This window comes from Streptomyces sp. TAA486, assembly GCF_000426165.1.
In genome coordinates, this window is sequence record NZ_AUEV01000012.1 from 36,392 (window position 1) to 54,363 (window position 17,972).

The 17,972-nt window shown below is 70.7% G+C and carries 18 protein-coding genes; 15 read left to right on the forward strand and 3 right to left on the reverse strand.

The annotated features are described in order from the left end of the window. Positions 1–61 precede the first annotated feature (61 nt). From I004_RS0116200 to der, 10 genes are all read left to right on the forward strand, one after another. On the forward strand, positions 62–1,255 hold the full coding sequence (locus tag I004_RS0116200) for a ParA family protein (protein ID WP_078511290.1): 1,194 nt from the start codon (positions 62–64) through the stop codon (positions 1,253–1,255). Further along, entirely contained in the window at positions 1,252–2,061 is an 810-nt protein-coding gene (locus tag I004_RS0116205) for a hypothetical protein (protein WP_028436360.1), read from the forward strand. Before I004_RS0116200 ends, I004_RS0116205 begins: the two co-directional genes overlap by 4 nt. Positions 2,062–2,152: 91 nt before the next feature. Then, positions 2,153–3,694 carry a segregation/condensation protein A gene (locus tag I004_RS34275; RefSeq protein WP_078511292.1) on the forward strand — a complete coding sequence of 514 codons (1,542 nt, stop codon included), beginning with the start codon at positions 2,153–2,155 and terminating at the stop codon, positions 3,692–3,694. Beyond that, complete coding sequence (gene scpB, locus I004_RS0116215) at positions 3,691–4,473, forward strand: SMC-Scp complex subunit ScpB (protein WP_028436361.1); 783 nt, start codon at positions 3,691–3,693, stop codon at positions 4,471–4,473. Before I004_RS34275 ends, scpB begins: the two co-directional genes overlap by 4 nt. Next, complete coding sequence (locus tag I004_RS0116220; RefSeq protein ID WP_028436362.1) at positions 4,473–5,717, forward strand: pseudouridine synthase; 1,245 nt, start codon at positions 4,473–4,475, stop codon at positions 5,715–5,717. Before scpB ends, I004_RS0116220 begins: the two co-directional genes overlap by 1 nt. 164 nt (positions 5,718–5,881) lie before the next feature. Further along, entirely contained in the window at positions 5,882–6,244 is a 363-nt protein-coding gene (gene aroH, locus I004_RS0116225; protein WP_028436363.1) for a chorismate mutase, read from the forward strand. Next, positions 6,244–7,332, forward strand: a complete 1,089-nt coding sequence (locus I004_RS0116230) for a prephenate dehydrogenase (RefSeq protein ID WP_028436364.1) — start codon at positions 6,244–6,246, stop codon at positions 7,330–7,332. Before aroH ends, I004_RS0116230 begins: the two co-directional genes overlap by 1 nt. A gap of 158 nt (positions 7,333–7,490) precedes the next feature. After that, complete coding sequence (cmk, locus tag I004_RS34280) at positions 7,491–8,258, forward strand: (d)CMP kinase (protein WP_106965366.1); 768 nt, start codon at positions 7,491–7,493, stop codon at positions 8,256–8,258. Continuing rightward, positions 8,255–8,911, forward strand: a complete 657-nt coding sequence (locus I004_RS0116240) for a lysophospholipid acyltransferase family protein (RefSeq protein ID WP_028436365.1) — start codon at positions 8,255–8,257, stop codon at positions 8,909–8,911. Before cmk ends, I004_RS0116240 begins: the two co-directional genes overlap by 4 nt. A 165-nt stretch (positions 8,912–9,076) precedes the next feature. After that, a complete protein-coding gene (gene der / locus I004_RS0116245) occupies positions 9,077–10,555 on the forward strand; it encodes a ribosome biogenesis GTPase Der (protein WP_028436366.1) in 1,479 nt (492 codons plus the stop codon). 86 nt (positions 10,556–10,641) lie between these two features. On the opposite strand, the gene I004_RS0116250 is transcribed toward der, so the two are convergent. Beyond that, on the reverse strand, positions 10,642–10,905 hold the full coding sequence (locus tag I004_RS0116250) for a hypothetical protein (protein WP_028436367.1): 264 nt from the start codon (positions 10,903–10,905) through the stop codon (positions 10,642–10,644). Positions 10,906–11,095: 190 nt separating this feature from the next. After that, complete coding sequence (locus I004_RS0116255; protein ID WP_028436368.1) at positions 11,096–12,052, reverse strand: hypothetical protein; 957 nt, start codon at positions 12,050–12,052, stop codon at positions 11,096–11,098. A 290-nt stretch (positions 12,053–12,342) separates the two neighbouring features. Between I004_RS0116255 and I004_RS0116260 the strand changes: the two genes are divergently transcribed. The 5 genes from I004_RS0116260 to I004_RS0116280 all read left to right on the forward strand — a co-directional run bounded on the left by I004_RS0116260 (position 12,343) and on the right by I004_RS0116280 (position 16,636). Beyond that, complete coding sequence (locus I004_RS0116260) at positions 12,343–13,593, forward strand: glycosyltransferase family 4 protein (protein ID WP_028436369.1); 1,251 nt, start codon at positions 12,343–12,345, stop codon at positions 13,591–13,593. Continuing rightward, positions 13,590–14,735, forward strand: coding sequence for a hypothetical protein (locus I004_RS0116265; protein ID WP_486580039.1), 1,146 nt, complete (start codon positions 13,590–13,592; stop codon positions 14,733–14,735). The genes I004_RS0116260 and I004_RS0116265 overlap by 4 nt, the downstream gene beginning before the upstream one ends. A gap of 44 nt (positions 14,736–14,779) precedes the next feature. Next, positions 14,780–14,950: a hypothetical protein gene (locus I004_RS0116270; protein WP_028436371.1), complete on the forward strand. Its 171-nt coding sequence runs from the start codon at positions 14,780–14,782 to the stop codon at positions 14,948–14,950. Positions 14,951–15,061: 111 nt separating this feature from the next. Next, positions 15,062–16,027, forward strand: coding sequence for a helix-turn-helix transcriptional regulator (locus I004_RS0116275; protein ID WP_028436372.1), 966 nt, complete (start codon positions 15,062–15,064; stop codon positions 16,025–16,027). A gap of 387 nt (positions 16,028–16,414) precedes the next feature. Beyond that, the gene (locus tag I004_RS0116280) at positions 16,415–16,636 is read left to right on the forward strand and encodes a hypothetical protein (RefSeq protein WP_028436373.1); all 222 of its coding nucleotides are present in this window, start codon (positions 16,415–16,417) and stop codon (positions 16,634–16,636) included. Between the two features lie 147 nt (positions 16,637–16,783). On the opposite strand, the gene I004_RS0116285 is transcribed toward I004_RS0116280, so the two are convergent. Continuing rightward, a complete protein-coding gene (locus tag I004_RS0116285) occupies positions 16,784–17,836 on the reverse strand; it encodes a phosphatase PAP2 family protein (protein ID WP_028436374.1) in 1,053 nt (350 codons plus the stop codon). Positions 17,837–17,972 lie beyond the last annotated feature (136 nt).

Below are 17,972 nucleotides of genomic sequence, written 5' to 3' on the forward strand. Positions count from 1 at the left end.
GGCATGGTGTCACGCTGATCTGTCTAGAAGTTTCCTGGTCACCAAGGAGGTAGGACGACTTGTGAATGAGTCGACACTTTCTCCCGGGGGTGGTCAACCAGGAGCACCTGCGCGGGTCCAGGGGTCCTCGGGGTCCGAGGATGTCGGCTCCGTCGCTGTCCGCACCTTCGCCGCCCACCAGAACGCATCACCGACCACGACAGCCCAACAGAGCATGGACGGCCGCCAAGTGAACGCCATGGCCGGCAACTCGGCGGGCGACGAGTCCGCCGAACTCGCCGACTACAGTGACCCGCACCGCGTCCCCTACGGCGAGCTGCCCGAAGGGCATTTCTACGACCCGGACGCGGAATACGAACCCGACCCCGAGTACGCGGCCACCCTCGCGCCCGACGCCGCAAGGCAGCGCCGCGAGAGGATCGGCCCGACCGGGCGCCCGCTTCCGTACTTCCCGATCCCCGGCCCGGTCAACGAACCGGGCCCGGCGAAGATCATCGCGATGTGCAACCAGAAGGGCGGCGTCGGCAAGACGACCTCCGCCATCAACCTGGGCGCGGCGCTCGCGGAGTACGGACGGCGCGTGCTGCTCGTCGACTTCGACCCTCAGGGGGCGCTGTCGGTGGGGCTCGGCGTGAACCCGATGGAGCTCGAACTCACGGTCTACAACCTCCTGATGGAGCGCGGCCTGGCACCCGACGAGGTGCTGCTGAAGACGGCCGTGGCGGGAATGGACCTGCTGCCGAGCAACATCGACCTCTCGGCGGCCGAAGTTCAGCTCGTCAGCGAGGTCGCCCGCGAGTCGACGCTGCAGCGCGCCCTCCAACCCCTGATGAACGACTACGACTTCATCGTCATCGACTGCCAGCCCTCGCTCGGTCTGCTCACCGTGAACGCGCTCACGGCGGCGCACAAGGTGATCGTTCCGCTGGAGTGCGAGTTCTTCGCGCTGCGCGGTGTCGCGCTGCTCACCGAGACGATCGAGAAGGTGCAGGAGCGGCTCAACCCGGAGCTGGAGCTCGACGGCATCCTGGCGACGATGTACGACTCGCGAACGGTGCACAGCCGCGAGGTTCTGGCGCGTGTGGTCGAGGCATTCGACGACAACGTCTACCACACGGTCATCGGGCGGACCGTCCGCTTCCCGGAGACGACCGTCGCGGGTGAACCGATCACGACGTACGCCTCCAACTCCGTCGGTGCAGCCGCGTATCGCCAGCTCGCCAGGGAGGTGCTCGCCCGGTGCCACGCCGAGTGAGTCTTCCTGCAGCTGACGAACTGTTCCGTACGACCGGGGGCTCAGCGGTCCAGCCGTCGTCCCCCGCGAACCAGAACCACGCCAACGGTGAGGAGCCGTCCGGCAAGAGCGCACCGTCCACCACCCGCGTTCCGGCACCGGTTGGCGAACAGGACTCCACGGGCGCCACGGAGGCCACGGAGGACGGTGACGCCGGAGGCCGGACCGAGGACGGCGGGCAGAGCGAGCACAGCGCCGCGGGGGAGGCTGACGACTCCGCCGGCGAGGCCGGAGCGGCGCCGGGCGGTGGCCCGGCCACCGCGGGCGGCGGCGAGCACTCGGGACGTGAGGGCGGCGAAGGCCAGGAGGGCCGGTCCGTTCCGCGCCCTTCGGTGCCCGGCCAGGGCACGTCGCAGGCTGCCTCGGGCGGAGGCGGCCGGGCGGACTCGGACGCGCAGATCCCGTCCCGGCGGACGGGGCAGGCGGCTCCGGCCGGCAGCCCCGCGAAGTCACCGCAGCAGCCGAAGAGTCCGCGTGCCGCGGAGCCCAGGAGCCGTCAGCAGGCGGCCGGTTCGCCACGGCGCGGCGGCGGGCGCGGTGCCAACAGGCGCCCGAGCGGCCGCGAGCGGCACGACGAGAAGATCACCGTCTACGTCTCCGCCGAGGAACTGATGGACCTGGAGCACGCGCGCCTCGTGCTGCGCGGTGAACACGGCCTGGCCGTGGACCGCGGCCGCATCGTGCGCGAGGCCGTGGCCGTCGTGCTGGCCGACCTGGAATCCCGCGGGGACGCGAGCATCCTCGTACGGCGGCTGCGGGGGCGCTGAAACATTCCTGTGCGTCACCTCATCCGAAAGCGCGGGCACATGAGTGAGCCGGAACGCCCTGACCGGCTCCTCCCCAGTACGCTGCCCCGCGATGCCCAGTCCTGACGACAACGCCCACACGACGCCTCGCTCCGCCCGTCGCTCTCTCGGGCGTGGGCCCGGTACGACGTCGCCTTCTTCGGGCGTGGGGCACCCCGGGTGGGAGTCGGAACCCGTCGAGGAGTGGCCGGCCGAGCCCAGACCTGAGCCCGCGGACGGGCCCGTACCGGAGTCCGGGTCCGAACCGCCGCAGGAGTTCGTACGGGAGCCCGATCCCGTAGCGGAGCCCGATCCCGCACCGGAAGCTGAGTCCGTACCGGAGCGCGAGACCGCACCAGAAGCGGCCCCCGTACCCGAATCGGCCCCCGTGCCTGACGCGGAACCGGTGCCTGACGCGGAACCGGTGCCGGAGCCTGCGCCGGGTCCGGAGGCAGGAACCGAGTCCGAGCCGGAGCCCGTGGAGGAGCAGGAGCAGGAGCAGGAGTCCGGCACGGACTCCGGTGCCGCCACCCCCAGCGGCGAGGACCCAGCGCCGGTCGTCCCGGACGGACAGCGGAAGCAGGACGATGAACAGCCCGACGACGGGCGCTTCAAGGTCGTCCTGGACAACTTCGAGGGCCCCTTCGACCTCCTTCTGCAGCTGATCTCCAAGCACAAGCTGGATGTCACGGAGGTCGCTCTCTCCAAGGTCACCGACGAGTTCATGACCTACATCCACGCCATGGGCCCCGACTGGGACCTCGACCAGACCACCGAATTCCTCGTCGTCGCCTCGACGTTGCTCGATCTGAAGGCCGCGAGGCTGCTGCCCACCGCCGAGGTCGAGGACGAGGCGGACCTCGCGCTCCTGGAGGCCCGCGACCTGCTCTTCGCGCGGCTGCTCCAGTACCGCGCGTACAAGGAGATCGCCGGGATCTTCGCCGGACGCATGGCGCAGGAGGCGCACCGCCACCCCCGTACGGTCGGTCTCGAGCCGCACCACGCGGAGCTGCTGCCCGAAGTGGCCATCAGCATCGGCCCCGAGGGCTTCGCACGCCTCGCGGTGAAGGCGATGCAGCCGAAGCCGAAGCCGCAGGTGTACGTCGAGCACATCCACGCACCCCTGGTGAGCGTGCGCGAGCAGGCCGAGGTCGTTGTGGCCCTGCTGCGGGAGCTGGGCGAGGTCACCTTCCAGCGGCTCACGCAGGACGCCCCGGACACACTGACGGTCGTCGCCCGCTTCCTCGCCCTGCTGGAACTCTTCCGTGAGCGGGCCGTGTCTCTCGAGCAGGAGGAGGCACTCGGGGCGCTCACCGTCCGCTGGAGCGGCGAGGAGGGCAAGGAGCCCCTGGTGACGGACGAGTTCGACCAGGAACCCGGACAGCAGGACGACGATCGGGAGTCCCGGCAGGAGTCTGTGGTCGAGGAGGAACCCGGACGGCAGGACGACGATCGGGAGTCCCGGCAGGAGTCTGTGGTCGAGGAGGAATCCGGACGGCAGGACGGGGAGGGGGAGCCCCGGCAGGAGTCTGTGGTCGAGGAGGAATCCGGACGGCAGGACGAGGAGCGGGAGCCCCGGCAGGAGTCCGCGTCCGAGGAGGAGATGCAGCCATGAGCGAGGAGACGTACGAGATCCAGGAAGCGGGGGCGGAAGCGGCGGACGAGCCGGTGCTCGCGGCGGAGGCGGCCGCGGAGGCCGGCAACAGCGAGGCGCACGCGGACGCGGAGGGGCCGGACCCCGACGACCCGGACGCCGGTGATCCCGACGACATCGACGGAGTCGCGGCACTCGAACTGAAGCCCGCCCTGGAAGCCGTCCTCATGGTCGTCGACGAGCCGGCCACTGAGGAGCACCTGGCGAAGGTGCTGCAGCGGCGGCGCCGCGAGATCTCGGACGCACTGCGTGAACTGGCCGACGAATACGACCGTCAGCACCGGGGCTTCGAACTGCGTCTGGTCGCGGAGGGATGGCGCTTCTACACGCGGGCCGAATACTCCGAGGCCGTCGAGAGCTTCGTGCTCGACGGGCAGCAGGCGCGGCTGACGCAGGCGGCGCTGGAGACGCTGGCCGTCGTCGCCTACCGCCAGCCCGTGAGCCGGTCCAGGGTCTCCGCCGTGCGCGGAGTCAACTGCGACGGCGTCATGCGCACCCTCCTGCAGCGGGGGCTGGTCGAGGAGTCGGGCGCGGAACCCGAGACAGGTGCGATCCTGTACACGACGACGCATTACTTCCTGGAGCGGCTGGGCCTTCGTGGCCTGGACGAGCTCCCGGAGTTGGCGCCCTTCCTTCCCGAGGCGGACGCCGTCGAGGGGGACTCACAGGAGGGCATGCCGTCGTTCGACGTAGATGACAGCGGCGACGAAGTCCACGACAGAACGCAGACGGAACACTGATGCGAAGCAGCGGCAACACCGGCGGCAACCGTAAGAACAGGGGCTCGGGCGGCAAGCAGTCCCCCCGCGCAGCCGGAGGGGGCGGAGCCAGGCAGAAGCGGACGGACCGTCCGCGCCCGGAGGAGCGCCGCTACGGCAAGGGCGAGGAGCGGTCCGCGGGCGGCGGCGCCAAGCAGGGCGGCGGCGGCAAGCCCGCACGGAAATCCGCGCAGACCCCTTCGAGGAGCACCCCGAAGGCTGCAGGGAAGAAGGCGTCCGCTGCCGGTAGCGGCGGCGCCAAGAGTGGGGCGAAGGGCGGCCCCAAGAGCCCCACGGCCCGAGGAGCGGCGGCGAGGAGCGTCGCGGCGAAGAACGCCGCCAAGAGCGGCCCGCGCAAGGTCACCGGCAGTGGCGCCCCCAAGGCCCGCGCTCGCAACGCCTCCGCGCCCTCGCGCCCGCGTGAGTACGAGGCGCAGGTCGAGGAGCGCAACCGCGCCCGCCACACCGGGCCCGCCCGGAAGCTGCCGAAGACCTTCGGTGAGCAGGAGGGTGAGCGGCTGCAGAAAGTACTGGCCCGTGCCGGCATGGGCTCGCGCCGTGCCTGCGAGGAGCTGATCGAGCGGGCCAGGGTCGAGGTCAACGGCAGCATCGTCGTCGAACAGGGCGTCCGCGTGGACCCCGACAAGGACGAGATCAAGGTCGACGGTCTGACCATCGCCTCCCAGTCGCAGGTCTTCTTCGCGCTCAACAAGCCTTCGGGCGTGGTCGCGTCTATGGAGGACCCGGAGGGGCGCCAGTGCCTGGGGGACTACGTCCAGAACCGGGAGACACGTCTCTTCCACGTCGGGCGCCTCGACACCGAGACCGAGGGCCTCATACTCCTCACCAACCACGGTGAGCTGGCCCACCGGCTCACCCACCCCCGCTACGGCGTGAAGAAGACCTATCTCGCCGCGATCCAGGGCCCTCTGCCGCGCGACCTCGGCAAGCGTCTGAAGGACGGCATCAGGCTGGACGACGGCTACGCGCGTGCCGACCACTTCCGGGTCGTGGAGAACACCGGCAAGAACTACCTGGTGGAGGTCTCCCTGCACGAGGGCCGCAAGCACATCGTGCGCCGCATGCTCGCGGAGGCGGGCTTCCCCGTCGAACGGCTCGTGCGCACGCGCTTCGGGCCCATCGCGCTGGGTGACCAGAAGTCCGGATGGCTGCGCCGCATGACGAACACCGAGGTCGGCATGCTGATGAACGAGGTCGGTCTCTAGACCTCAGCCTCCGCAGTCACGTCGCGGGAGCCGGCGTCTCAGTGTTCGGTCCGCCCGGACGCCGGTTCCCCGTGCCGATCTACGCTGTGCGGTCGGCACGGACATCCGGCCACAGAAGGCACCAAGCAGCACGGCGGCACGGAGCGGCAGGGAGCGGGGAAGGCGTGGCGGTACGAGCAGTACGGGGAGCCGTACAGCTGGAGCGGGACGAATCGGGCCACATGCACGATCAGGTCTCCGCGCTGATGACCAGCGTCCTCGAGCGCAACGGCCTCACCGCGGACGACCTCATAAGTGTCTGGTTCACGGCCACCCCCGACCTGTACAGCGACTTTCCGGCGGCAGGCGCACGTAAGCTCGGAATCGTGGACGTGCCGCTGATCTGCGCACAGGAACTCGACATCGCCGGGGCCATGCCCCGCGTGGTGCGCGTGATGGCGCACGTGGAGTCGGACCTGCCCAAGTCGCAGATCAACCACGTCTACCTCGGGGCCGCAGCAGAACTCCGCAAGGACATCGCCCAGTAATGCGTACAGCTCTCGTCGTCGGCACAGGTCTCATCGGCACCTCCGCGGCGCTCGCCCTCACCGGACGCGGCGTGCGGGTGCACCTGAGTGATGTCGACCCGGAGCGCGTCCGCACGGCGACGGCCCTCGGCGCCGGTACGGAGGACGAGCCCGAGGAGCCGGTCGACCTCGCGATCGTGGCCGTGCCGCCGGCGCACGTGGCCCGCGTCCTCACCGACGTGCAGCGCCGCGGTCTCGCCCGCGGCTGCATCGACGTGGCCAGCGTCAAGGGCGGGCCCCGCCGTGAGGTCGTCGAACTGGGCGGCGACCTCGTCAGTTACCTGGGCAGCCACCCCATGTCGGGCCGGGAACAGAACGGTCCGCTCGCCGCCACCGCCGACCTCTTCGAGGGCCGGCCCTGGGTGCTCACACCCACGGGCGAGACCGACACCGAGGTGCTCAACCTCGCGCTGGAACTGATCGCGCTGTGCGGCGCCGTCCCCGTCGTCATGGACGCCGATGCGCACGACCGGGCCGTCGCGCTGGTCTCTCACACTCCGCAGCTGCTCTCCAGCATGATCGCGGCCCGTCTGGAGACCGCGGACGAGACGGCCGTACGCCTGTGCGGTCAGGGCATCCGGGACGTCACCCGCATCGCCGCCTCCGACCCCGGGATGTGGGTGGAGATCCTCTCGGCCAACCCCGGCCCCGTGGCGGACATCCTCGCCGACGTTGCGAGCGACCTCGACGAGGCCGTTCGGTCGCTGCGTGCGCTCGGCTCGGCCGACGAGGAGAAGCGGGGCGGCGGTGTCACCGGCATCGAGAGCGTGCTGCGTCGCGGCAACTCCGGCCGCGCCCGGGTGCCGGGCAAGCACGGCCAGGCACCGGCCGCCTACCGGACCGTGGCGGTCCTCATCAGTGACCGGCCGGGAGAGCTGGCACGGATCTTCGCGGACGCCGGGGCCGTCGGCGTCAACATCGAGGACGTGCGGATCGAGCACGCGACGGGACAGCAGGCCGGCCATGTGCAGCTGATGGTCGAGCCCGGCGCCGCATCGGTGCTGGAAGCGGCGCTGCGGGAGCGGGGCTGGGCCCTCCGGCAGCAGTGAACGCGGCCGTCCGGGCCTTGCGGGGACGGGCCGGAAGGGGCTGGGGCCGTGCGAGGGCGGCGGGAATGAGCCCTTCGCCGAGCCGGTAGCCTGGTGCCCGGGCCGGTACGGCACGGCCCCGCCCGCCCTGCCCGTGTTCGAGAAAGGTCCCCCACAGCGTGTCTGCAGTGATTGTCGCCATCGACGGCCCCTCCGGCACGGGCAAGTCCAGCACCTCCAAGGCGGTCGCGGCGGCGCTCGGCCTCAGTTACCTGGACACGGGCGCCCAGTACAGGGCGGTCACCTGGTGGATGCTGACCAACGGCGTTCCCGTGGACGACCCGGCGGCGATCGCGGCGGCGGCCGAAGAGCCCGTGATCGTCTCCGGTACCGACCCGGCCAGCCCCACGATCTCCGTCGACGGGACGGACGCCTCCGGCCCGATCCGTACCAAGGAGGTCACCTCGGCGGTCAGCGCCGTCAGTGCCGTTCCCGAGGTGCGAGCCGTCATCACCGCGCTGCAGCGTTCCATCGCCGCCGAGGCCACGGGCGGCATCGTCGTCGAGGGGCGGGACATCGGCACGACCGTCCTCCCCGACGCGGATCTCAAGATCTTCCTCACCGCCTCGCCCGAGGCCCGGGCCTCCCGCCGCAGCGGGGAGCTGAAGGGCAAGGAGGCCACGGACCTCTCGGCCACCCGCGAGGCGCTGATCAAGCGGGACGCTGCCGACAGCGGCCGCAAGACGTCGCCGCTGAAGATGGCGGACGACGCGGTCGAGGTGGACACCACCCCGCTCACGCTGGAGCAGGTCGTCGAGTGCGTCGTGACGCTGGTCGAGAAGGCCGTCTCCGCGAAGCGGGGCCGTGACGGCGAGAACGGCCGGAGCAGCGGTTCCGGCCGGGCCGCCGACGGTTCCGATGAGAAGGCGGGGCAGATCTCCAAGTGACATCGACCGGCTCCGCGCCCGGTACGCGAGGGGCGGCGGTGGGGCGCCGGATCGGCCTGGGCGTGATGCACGGTCTGTGGCGTCCGCGCGTTCTGGGCGCGGAGCACGTACCGCCGAGCGGGCCCGCGATCCTGGCCGTCAACCACTCGCACTTCATAGACGGCCCGATGCTGATGGGCACGGCTCCGCGCCCTGTGCACTTCCTCATCAAGCAGGAGATGTTCAAAGGCCCTCTCGGCTCGTTCCTCCGCGGCATCTCACAGATCCCGGTCGACCGAGGCAGCACGGACCGTGCCGCGGTCCTCGGAGCCCTGGGAGTCCTGGAGCGCGGAGGGGTGATGGGCATCTTTCCCGAAGGCACCCGAGGCGAGGGGGACTTCGCCTCCCTGCGTTCGGGGCTGGCCTACTTCGCCGTACGCTCGGGTGCGCCGGTCGTCCCGGTCGCGGTGCTCGGCAGCAACGACCGGCAGGGCCGGCTCGTCAAGGCCCTCCCGGCCCTGCGCAGCCGCATCGACGTCGTCTTCGGCGACCCGTTCGAGGCGGGCGACGGCAGCGGCAGGCGTACACGGGCGGCGCTGGACGAGGCCACTGTGCGGATCCAGCGCCGGCTCACGGACCACCTCGCGGAAGCGAGGCGCCGCACGGAGCGCTGACGGCGCCCGCCGTGAACGGGCATCGCGCGCTGCCGCCCGTACGGGCACCTCGTACGGCGACAGGACATCCGGCCGCCGCGGCCCGGCAGACTTGCAGTAGCCGTTGTGCGGAGCGCCCCGCACAACGGCAGACCACCTGAACATGAACGACGAGGACGAGACCGCATGGACGAGAAGGAACAGCACGGCGTTTACGAGCCCGGGCATGACCACGGTGAGCTCGGCGACGCCGAGTTCGACCGGTTCATGGAGCTCGCGGCCGAAGAGGGCTTCGACGCCGAAGAAGTTGAGGGCGCGCTGGAGGAGGCCTCGCACGGCCCGCTCCCGGTGCTGGCCGTCATCGGCCGCCCCAACGTCGGCAAGTCGACCCTGGTGAACCGGATCCTCGGCAGGCGCGAAGCAGTCGTGGAGGACCGTCCCGGCGTGACCCGCGACCGCGTGACGTACGAGGCCGAGTGGGCCGGCCGCCGCTTCAAGATCGTGGACACCGGCGGCTGGGAGCAGGACGTTCTCGGCATGGAGGCCACGGTCGCCGCCCAGGCGGAGTTCGCCGTCGAGGCGGCGGACGCGGTGGTGCTCGTCGTGGACGCCCAGGTCGGCGCGACGGACACCGACGAGGCCGTCGTGCGGATGTTGCGCAAGGCCGGAAAGCCCGTGGTGCTCTGCGCGAACAAGGTCGACGGCCCGACCGGAGAGGCCGACGCGACCTTTCTGTGGGGGCTGGGCCTCGGCGAGCCTCACCCGGTCTCGGCGCTGCACGGGCGCGGCACGGGCGACCTGCTCGACAAGGTGCTGGACGCACTGCCGGAGGCGCCCGAGCAGACCTTCGGCGGCGTCGGGACCGGCGGCCCGCGCCGGGTCGCGCTCATCGGCCGTCCGAACGTCGGCAAGTCCTCGCTGCTGAACAAGGTCGCCAAGGAGGACCGCGTCGTCGTCGACGCGACCGCCGGCACCACGCGCGACCCGGTGGATGAGCTGATCGAACTGGCCGGAAAGAACTGGATGTTCGTCGACACCGCCGGCATCCGCCGCCGTGTCCACCTCCAGGAGGGCGCCGACTACTACGCCTCGCTGCGCACCGCGGCCGCGCTGGAGAAGGCCGAGGTCGCGGTCGTACTGATCGATGTGACCGAGGCGATCAGCGTGCAGGACCTGCGCATCATCACCATGGCGGTGGAGGCGGGGCGCGCCCTCGTCATCGCGTACAACAAGTGGGACAACCTCGACGAGGAGCGCCGCTTCTACCTGGAGCGGGAGATCGAGCGGGACCTGGTCCAGGTCCGCTGGGCGCCGCGTGTGAACATCTCCGCCCGCACCGGGCGGCACATGGAGAAGCTGGTGCCCGCGATCGAGACGGCCCTGGGGGGCTGGGAGACGCGGGTGCCGACGGGGAAGCTGAACTCGTTCCTCGGCGAGATCGTCGCCTCCCACCCCCACCCGGTACGCGGCGGCAAGCAGCCCCGCATCCTCTTCGGGACGCAGGCGGGTACTCGGCCGCCGCGGTTCGTGCTGTTCGCCTCGGGCTTTCTGGAGGCGGGCTACCGCCGCTTCGTGGAGCGCCGGCTACGCGAGGAGTTCGGGTTCGAAGGGACGCCGATCCACATCTCGGTGAGGGTGCGGGAGAAGCGCGGCAAGAAGAAGTAGCGGACGGGCAGCGGCCGGGAGCCGGAGCCCGGGAGCCGGGGTCGTGGGACTACGGCCCCGGCCCGGTTTCTCGGGCCGTGGCCGGATCAGTAGGCCTGGCCGTCCCGCGGACCTGGTGGCAGCGCCGCCGGTACGCGGGTGCTGCGTCGCGGCAGTGAGTCGTGCTGCCAGCCTTCGCTGCCCCAACTGCCGGTGCCGTGCACCGTGCCGAATCCCTCGAAGCGCAGCTCTTCCTCTCCGGTCCGGTCGCCGGGCAGTGTGCGGAAGAGCCTGCTGTACTCCGCGTACAGCGCGTCGTAAATGGGCGTGGCGGAGGCGCTGTTCGCTCGCGAATCGTGGCCGGTCCGCATGGCGGGGATGCCGAGGCCGGGGCCTCTGTAGGGACGGGGAGCTCGGGAAGGTTCGTAAGGTTGCACGTCTGGGCCAACGACGGCGCCGCCCCGCGGATGCGGGGCGGCGCGACGAATGACCTGTTCGCAGCGGTGGGCTGTGGTCCGTACGTGCGAAGCCGTACACACGGAACGGGTCGCCCCGCCTCCGTCAGGATCCGGCGAGCGGCATGGCCGCGGCGACGAGGACGCCCTGGGCCGCGGCCTGCACCAGTGCCTCGCGCAGCAGGTCCTCACGTGGCTGCTGCCCGATGGAGCCGACGGGAGCGGCGTAGACGAGAACCGAGTTGCTCTGGTTCGCGGCGGTGCGCCATCCGTCGGTGACCGGCAGCGCCTCGTGCGCCTGCCACCAGATGTTCTGCTGGAGACTTGCTCCCGTGGGCGGCTGCAGGATCGCGTGCAACTGGCCCATCGCGACGAGGACGGACCAGCCCGGCACCGGAGCCGGGGTCTGGGTGAGACCCGTGACGGGCAGGAAGCCCTGTTCGACCAGGAGCGGCAGGAAGTCGTCGCCGCGTCCGTCGGATCCGGGGCGGGCGATGCGGGCCGTCGGTTCGACGACGACGGCCGCGTGCAGAGTGTCGTTGATCAGGACCTGCCCGCAGGTGACGCCGAGCACGGCGCGCTCCGGGGCCGGCCGTCCGGCGCCCGGGTGAACCGGGCCGGGTGCGGGAGCCTGGGCGTAGGAGGGGCTGTACTGGGGCGTCTGCGGGGCTGCGTATGCGCCCGGTGCCGGTGGTGGCGGCGGGGACATGGACCCGGGCGCCGGTGCGGGTACGGAGGGTGCCGGCGGAGCGGTGTGCGAGGCCGCCGGCGGCGCTGCGTGGGAGGCCGCCGCGGCGTCGGCGGTGATCGTGCGGACGGCGCCCTGGACCTCCTCCTCGGAGACCTTTACCACCTGCGACGGGACGCACGTGGCGTGCGCGAACGCGAGCACCGCGGTTTCCTCGCCCACGAACAGGACTGTGCTGGTGGGGATTTGGCCCGTGTCGCCCGGAGCGCGGCACGAGGTGCAGTCGTAGCTGCCCGGGGCGTTGTCGCCCGTGAGCAGCCTGTTGGCTTCATCGTCGCCGATCTCGGCGCGTACGTCGTCGCTGACATCGAGCATGGGGGACACGGGGGCTCCCTGGGCGTTCGGTTCTTGTCCGTATGAACAACGGGGGAGCCGTGGTCCCGGTCACGCGCGATCGGACGCGTAATCAAACCGCCGCCGATGAACCGGCGTAGAGCAGGGAACGCCGCACCTGCCGATCAGGTTCCAGGATCTTCTTCACAATGTCGGAACTCTTCTGGAACAAAACCCTATTGCGTCCAACCATCGCCATCCCGGGCCCGTCTAGCAAGTGACCGATGAGTAGTTGGGGGAACGAACGCTCTACATATGTAGGAGTCGGGGCAATGCACATCTCGTTTTTGATCAACAGCGGGTACGGCATGGGGGGAACCATCCGCACCACGTTCAATCTGGCGCGGACGCTTGCCGAACAGCACGACGTGGAGGTCGTCTCGGTCTTCCGTTACCGGGACAAGCCCTTCTTCGACCCGGGTCCGCGCGTGCGCCTGCGGTCTCTGGTCGACATGCGCCGGCACAGCCCCGGCTACGAGGGCGACGATCCCGAACACGCCCTGCCGACGCGGAAGTTCCCACGCGGCGACGGCCGGCATCCGCAGTACAGCGCGCTGACCGACCGCCGGATCGGCGAGCATCTGGGCAGCACCATGGCGGACGTCGTCGTCGGCACGCGGCCAGGGCTCAACGCGCAGATAGCCCGTCAGACCCGCCGCGGTCCGGCTCGTCTGGGACAGGAACACCTCACGCTCTCCACGCACTCGGCGCGTCTGAAGCTGATGCTCCGCGCCACCTATCCACGGCTGGACGCGGTCACCACGGTCACCGAGGCCGACGCCCGTGACTACCGCCGCATCATGCGGCTCCCCGGCGTACGGATCCAGGCCCTGCCCAACAGCGTGCCCGCGCCCGACGTCAGGCCCTCCGACGGCACGGGCAAGTGGGTCGTTGCCGCCGGACGGCTCGCCCCCGCCAAGCGATACGACGTGCTGATACGTGCGTTCGGCGAAGCCGTCGTCGAGCGCCCGGACTGGGGGCTGCGCATCTACGGTTCCGGGCGCGAGCGTGACCGGCTGCGCTCCTTGATCGACGAACTCGGCCTGTACAACCACGTGTTCCTGATGGGCCCGGCACATCCCATCGAGGCCGAGTGGGCCAAGGGCGCGATCGGTGCGGTGACTTCGAGCCTTGAGTCGTTCGGCATGACCATCGTCGAGGCCATGCGCTGCGGGCTGCCGGTCGTGGCCACCGACTGCCCCCATGGACCGGGCGAGATCATCCGCGACGGTGTCGACGGGTTCCTGGCCCCCGTGGGCGACGTGCCGTCGATCTCCGGTGCCCTGCTGCGACTCATGAACGACGACGCGTTGCGGCAGAGGATGGGGCGGGCCGCGCTCACCTCGTCCGCCCGCTTCGACCCGGCCCAAGTGGGCGCACGCTACGAAGACTTGATGACCGCTCTCGTCAACCGCCGCGGCGGTGCGCTGCACAGGGCACGCGGAGTGCTGCTCGGCGGCGCCTACGCGGCCAAGGACGCCCTCAAGGTCGCGGGGCTCGCACTGCAAGGAGGACGCGCATGAGCACGTACGCCGCCGGCACACCCGGAGCCATGGGAACCGCCCTCCCGGCCGCGGCTGCTGCGGGAGCCTCGCCCGCGGGCACACCGCCGGCTCCCGCCGGAAGGGCCACGAGGACGGGACGAAGGGCGCGCACAGGACGGGCGGGACGTGCCGAGAAGGCACAGAGGTCCGGCAGAACACGCGGGGCGGACAGGAACGGGACGGCTCCGGGGAACGGCCGCCACGACGAGTCGGTGCATTCCCTGGCGCCCGGCGCTCCGCCCGCGATCGTGCGTCCGCGCGCCGACTGCACGGCCGACAGCGCGGGAGGGCTCACCTTCGACGTACGGCTGACCGACGGCCGGGCCACGGCCGCGGTCTCCCCGTCGGGTGATGCCGCGCTCCTGCTCCGCCTGCGGGGCGGCGAAGGCCCCGAGGACACCGTCCGGTTGCCGCTGGGGCCGGCGGAGACCGAGGGAACGCTCCGTGCCGTGCTGCCCAGCATCATGAGCCTTCCCGAAGGGCGCTGGGACGCGTATGTCGCTCTCGACGGCGGGGAGCCGCGCAGGCTGCTGCCCGGCGTGCACGACCTGCGGTCACTGATCGGCCGCGTGCCGCGCCAGGGCCGCACCTGGCTGGGCGTCCGGATCCCGTACGCCACCAAGTACGGGAATCTCACGGTCCGTTCGTGGCTGCGCTGGCCGCACGCCGAGGCGGGCCCGCTGTGCGTCTCGGACGGCTGCGTGGTGCTGCAGGGGAGGCTGTACGGCGCCCGGCTCTCCACCACCGCCCGCCTCGAGGCGTATCCCCGCGGGGTTCAGGATCCCGTGAGCGTTTCCCTGTTCCTGGACGGGGCGGAACCCGGCGACCCGGACGGGGGGAGCGTCGACCGCGCGGACCACGCGGCAGGCTTCACCGCCCGACTGCCCCTGAAGGCCGTCTCGTCCGAGCACCGGGTGTGGGACCTGTGGGTACGCCCCTCGGCCGGTGAGGAGCCGGTCCGGCTCGCCCGGATATTGGACGACGTGCCGGACAAGGGGCAGATCTTCAGCTATCCGCCGCAGCGTGTGACCGGCCCGGACGGTGAACCCCGTTCCGTCAGGCCCTACTACACGCACGACAACGACCTGTCCGTACAGGTGAGTTGCGGAGGGCCGGTGTAAAACCCGTGAGGGGGGCACCCGTTGCGCCAGGAGGTGTTAAGCGAATGGTTCCCATTCTGCTCGTGCTGCTTCTGGCGTTGATACTTTTCGGCGCCGGTTTCGCACTCAAGGCTCTGTGGTGGATCGCCGTGGCGGTCCTGGTGATCTGGCTGCTCGGCTTCCTGCTGCGCAGCACCAATGCCGGGGGGACGAGGGCCCGCTGGTATCGCTGGTAGCGATCCGGACGTGGCCGCGCGCACGACCTCGGCCACGACCTGCAGAGCACTCCCGGGGCTGCCACCTGTTGCGGACAGAACGTGTCCGCAACAGGTGGCAGACTCATGTGCATGGTCGAGACCTCCGCACGGCTGCTCCGCCTGCTGTCCCTTCTGCAGTCCCCGCGCGAGTGGTCGGGCTCCGAGCTCGCCGAGCGCCTCGGCGTCACTCCCCGAACCGTCCGCCGGGACGTGGACCGGCTACGCGGCCTGGGCTATCCCGTGCACTCGAGCACCGGGACCGCGGGTGGTTACCAACTGGGCGCCGGAGCCCAACTGCCTCCGCTTCTGCTCGACGACGAGGAGGCCGTGGCCGTCGCCGTCGGTCTGCGGGGCGCCGCGGGCGGCGGAGTACAGGGCATCGAAGAGTCCTCCGCCCGGGCGCTGGCCAAGCTCGAACAGGTGCTGCCGCACCGGCTGCGGCGCCGGGTGAACGCACTGAACGCCTACACCGTCCCCATGACGCGGGCGTATCAGGGGCCCGCGGCCGAACCGGAAGTCATCACCGAACTCGCTCACGCCTGCCGCGATCACCAGCAGCTCCGCTTCTCCTACGAGACACACGAGGGCACCACCACCCGCCGCATCGTCGAACCGCACCGGCTGGTCAGCACGTACAGGCGCTGGTATCTGGTCGGCTGGGACACGGAGCGGCAGGACTGGCGCACCTTCAGGGTCGACCGCATCACGCTCACACCCCCACACGGCTCCCTCTTCGCCCCCCGCACACCGCCGGCCGAGGACCTGGCGGCATGGGTGTCCGAAGGCGTGGCGGTCAGGGCCTACGCGGAGCAGGTGACGGTGCTGCTGCGGGTACCGATCGAGCGTGCGGCCGAGGTGGTGACGCTGTCGACGGGGACCCTGGAGGCGGTCGACGAGCACAACTGTCTGCTCCGTACCGGTGGGCCGTCGCTGGAAGTGATCCTTCCGTACATCCTGATGCTCGGGTTCGACTTCGAAGTACGCGCTCCAGAAGGGCTGTTCTCGCAGGTCAGACTGCTGCGGGACAGGCTGGACGGTGCTCTGGGCGGAAGCTGAAGTCTCTTCCCCTTCTGCGCTCCGTTCCCCTTCTCTTCCGACCCTTCCTCTTCTTCCTTCACGGCTCGAGTCCATCGAGAGGAGCGGGGCGGGAAGGCTCGTTACGCCGGAATTGTGCAAGCGGTTGCGACGCACAAGTTCGGGACGCCTCCGGAGCGTTACCGGATCGCGGCCACATGGTGAATTTGCGGAGCCTCGCAATTCCTGACGACGTGTCCGCCGGAGAATTCCCGCGGACGATTCCGTGTGCGCCGAAGAGCGGAATGCGGGTTGGCGAAGTGACCACCTACGAGTGACACGGTGAACGGTGAAGCGGACGGCGGCCCTTGTGACAAGAGTGTGACGAGCTGACGATACGGCCCGGACTTCCGGCGGTACGGTGGCGGCATGGCACCGGAATCCGCAGCCCAGGACAACCCGCAGGACGACCCCGAGACCTACGTGGGACTCACAGCGGAGGCGGCCGAGGCGCAGGCATACGCACGCGGCTGGACCACTGTGCGCTCCCTGCCGCCGGACGCGATCATCACCATGGAGTACCTGAGCGGGCGGCTGAACTTCGCCGTCGAGAAGGACACGGGCAACGTCGTGCGCTGCTGGAAGGGCTGAGCCCCCCACGGCCCGGGCCCGTGATCCGGCTGCCACGAGCGATGCCGAAGGCGGGCCGGTCGGGCGCACCGTTCGCGCCGGACGGCCGACAGACAGCGAGCGGCCCCGGCGCCCCTGACAGGGCGCCGGGGCCGCTCGGCTTTCCGGCTACTTGCCCCCGGGTCCCAGACGCGCTGTGCGCGGCTGTGAGCGGTCCGGGAAGGGGCGGACGGGAGGCTGCGGGCTGACCGGCGCCCGCTCCGCGCGCAGCGGGTGCTGACGGCCCGGCGCGTGGTAGAGCCTGGCCGCGCCGATGCCCGTCCCCGACGAGGACGAGGCGGGCGCGCGGCCGCCGATGACCGCCGTCTCGCCGTGGGCCTCGTCCTGCGCCGTCATCTCCTCAGCCGGCCGAGCCCTGCCCGAGGGCAGCAGGGACTGCCGTGTGACGGGGGAGAGCGGCGAGGGCACCAGGCGGCGGCCCGGGAGCGTGGCGCGTCCACGGTCCCTCCAGGCCTGGATGCGGTCCTCGGCCCACGCGATGACGGGCTCGGCCCACGGCAGCGCGAGCAGGATCAGCAGTCCGGCCACCCAGCCGAGCAGGACGTCGCTCACCCAGTGCGTACCGAGGTAGACGGTGGTGGCGCCGACCCCGAGGGCGAAGTTCGCGGCAACGACGGACAGCACCCGGCGGGCCCGGGGCGTGGTGGCCAGATACGCCAGAATGCCCCAGGTCACAACGGCGTTGGCGGTGTGACCCGAGGGAAATATATCGCCGTCGGCGAAGAGTTCGGCGGATCCGACGGTGGTCGCATAGTGCGGCCCGAGTCTGCCGAGGCCGATTTTCACGGCGCCGACCGTGGCGTTGAGGGCCAGGAGCGCGGCGCCCAGTACCAGCAGCGGACGCAGCGTGCGCTGCCGCCATGAGCGCCAGCCCAGCCACGCCGCGACGAGGACTGCGGTCGGGCCGCGCTGGCCCAGGACGACGAAGTAGTCGAGGAACTCGTGCACTTGCGGCCACTGCTTGTAGGGCCGGAAGAGCATCACCTGCCAGTCGAGCCGTACCAGATCTGCCCGGACCAGCACGGCGACGACAATCACCGCATAGAGCACCGAAGTAGCGCCGAACAACAGCTTGCGTGTTCGGCTCATCCGCGGGACTTCGCGGTTGCTCGGTCGCTCGGGCTCTTGTTCCAGCCGGGCGAGTAGTCGGTCGGTACGCACCCAGTCGACGTTACAACGGCTGTGAGAGGTGGCCGCACACGTGACGGGGGTTCGTGACAACGATGTGATGTGGAGTGTGTCTCACCGAGTCCTTTGTGGTGGTGAATTCCCGCAGCTTATCCGGGGTTTAGACACC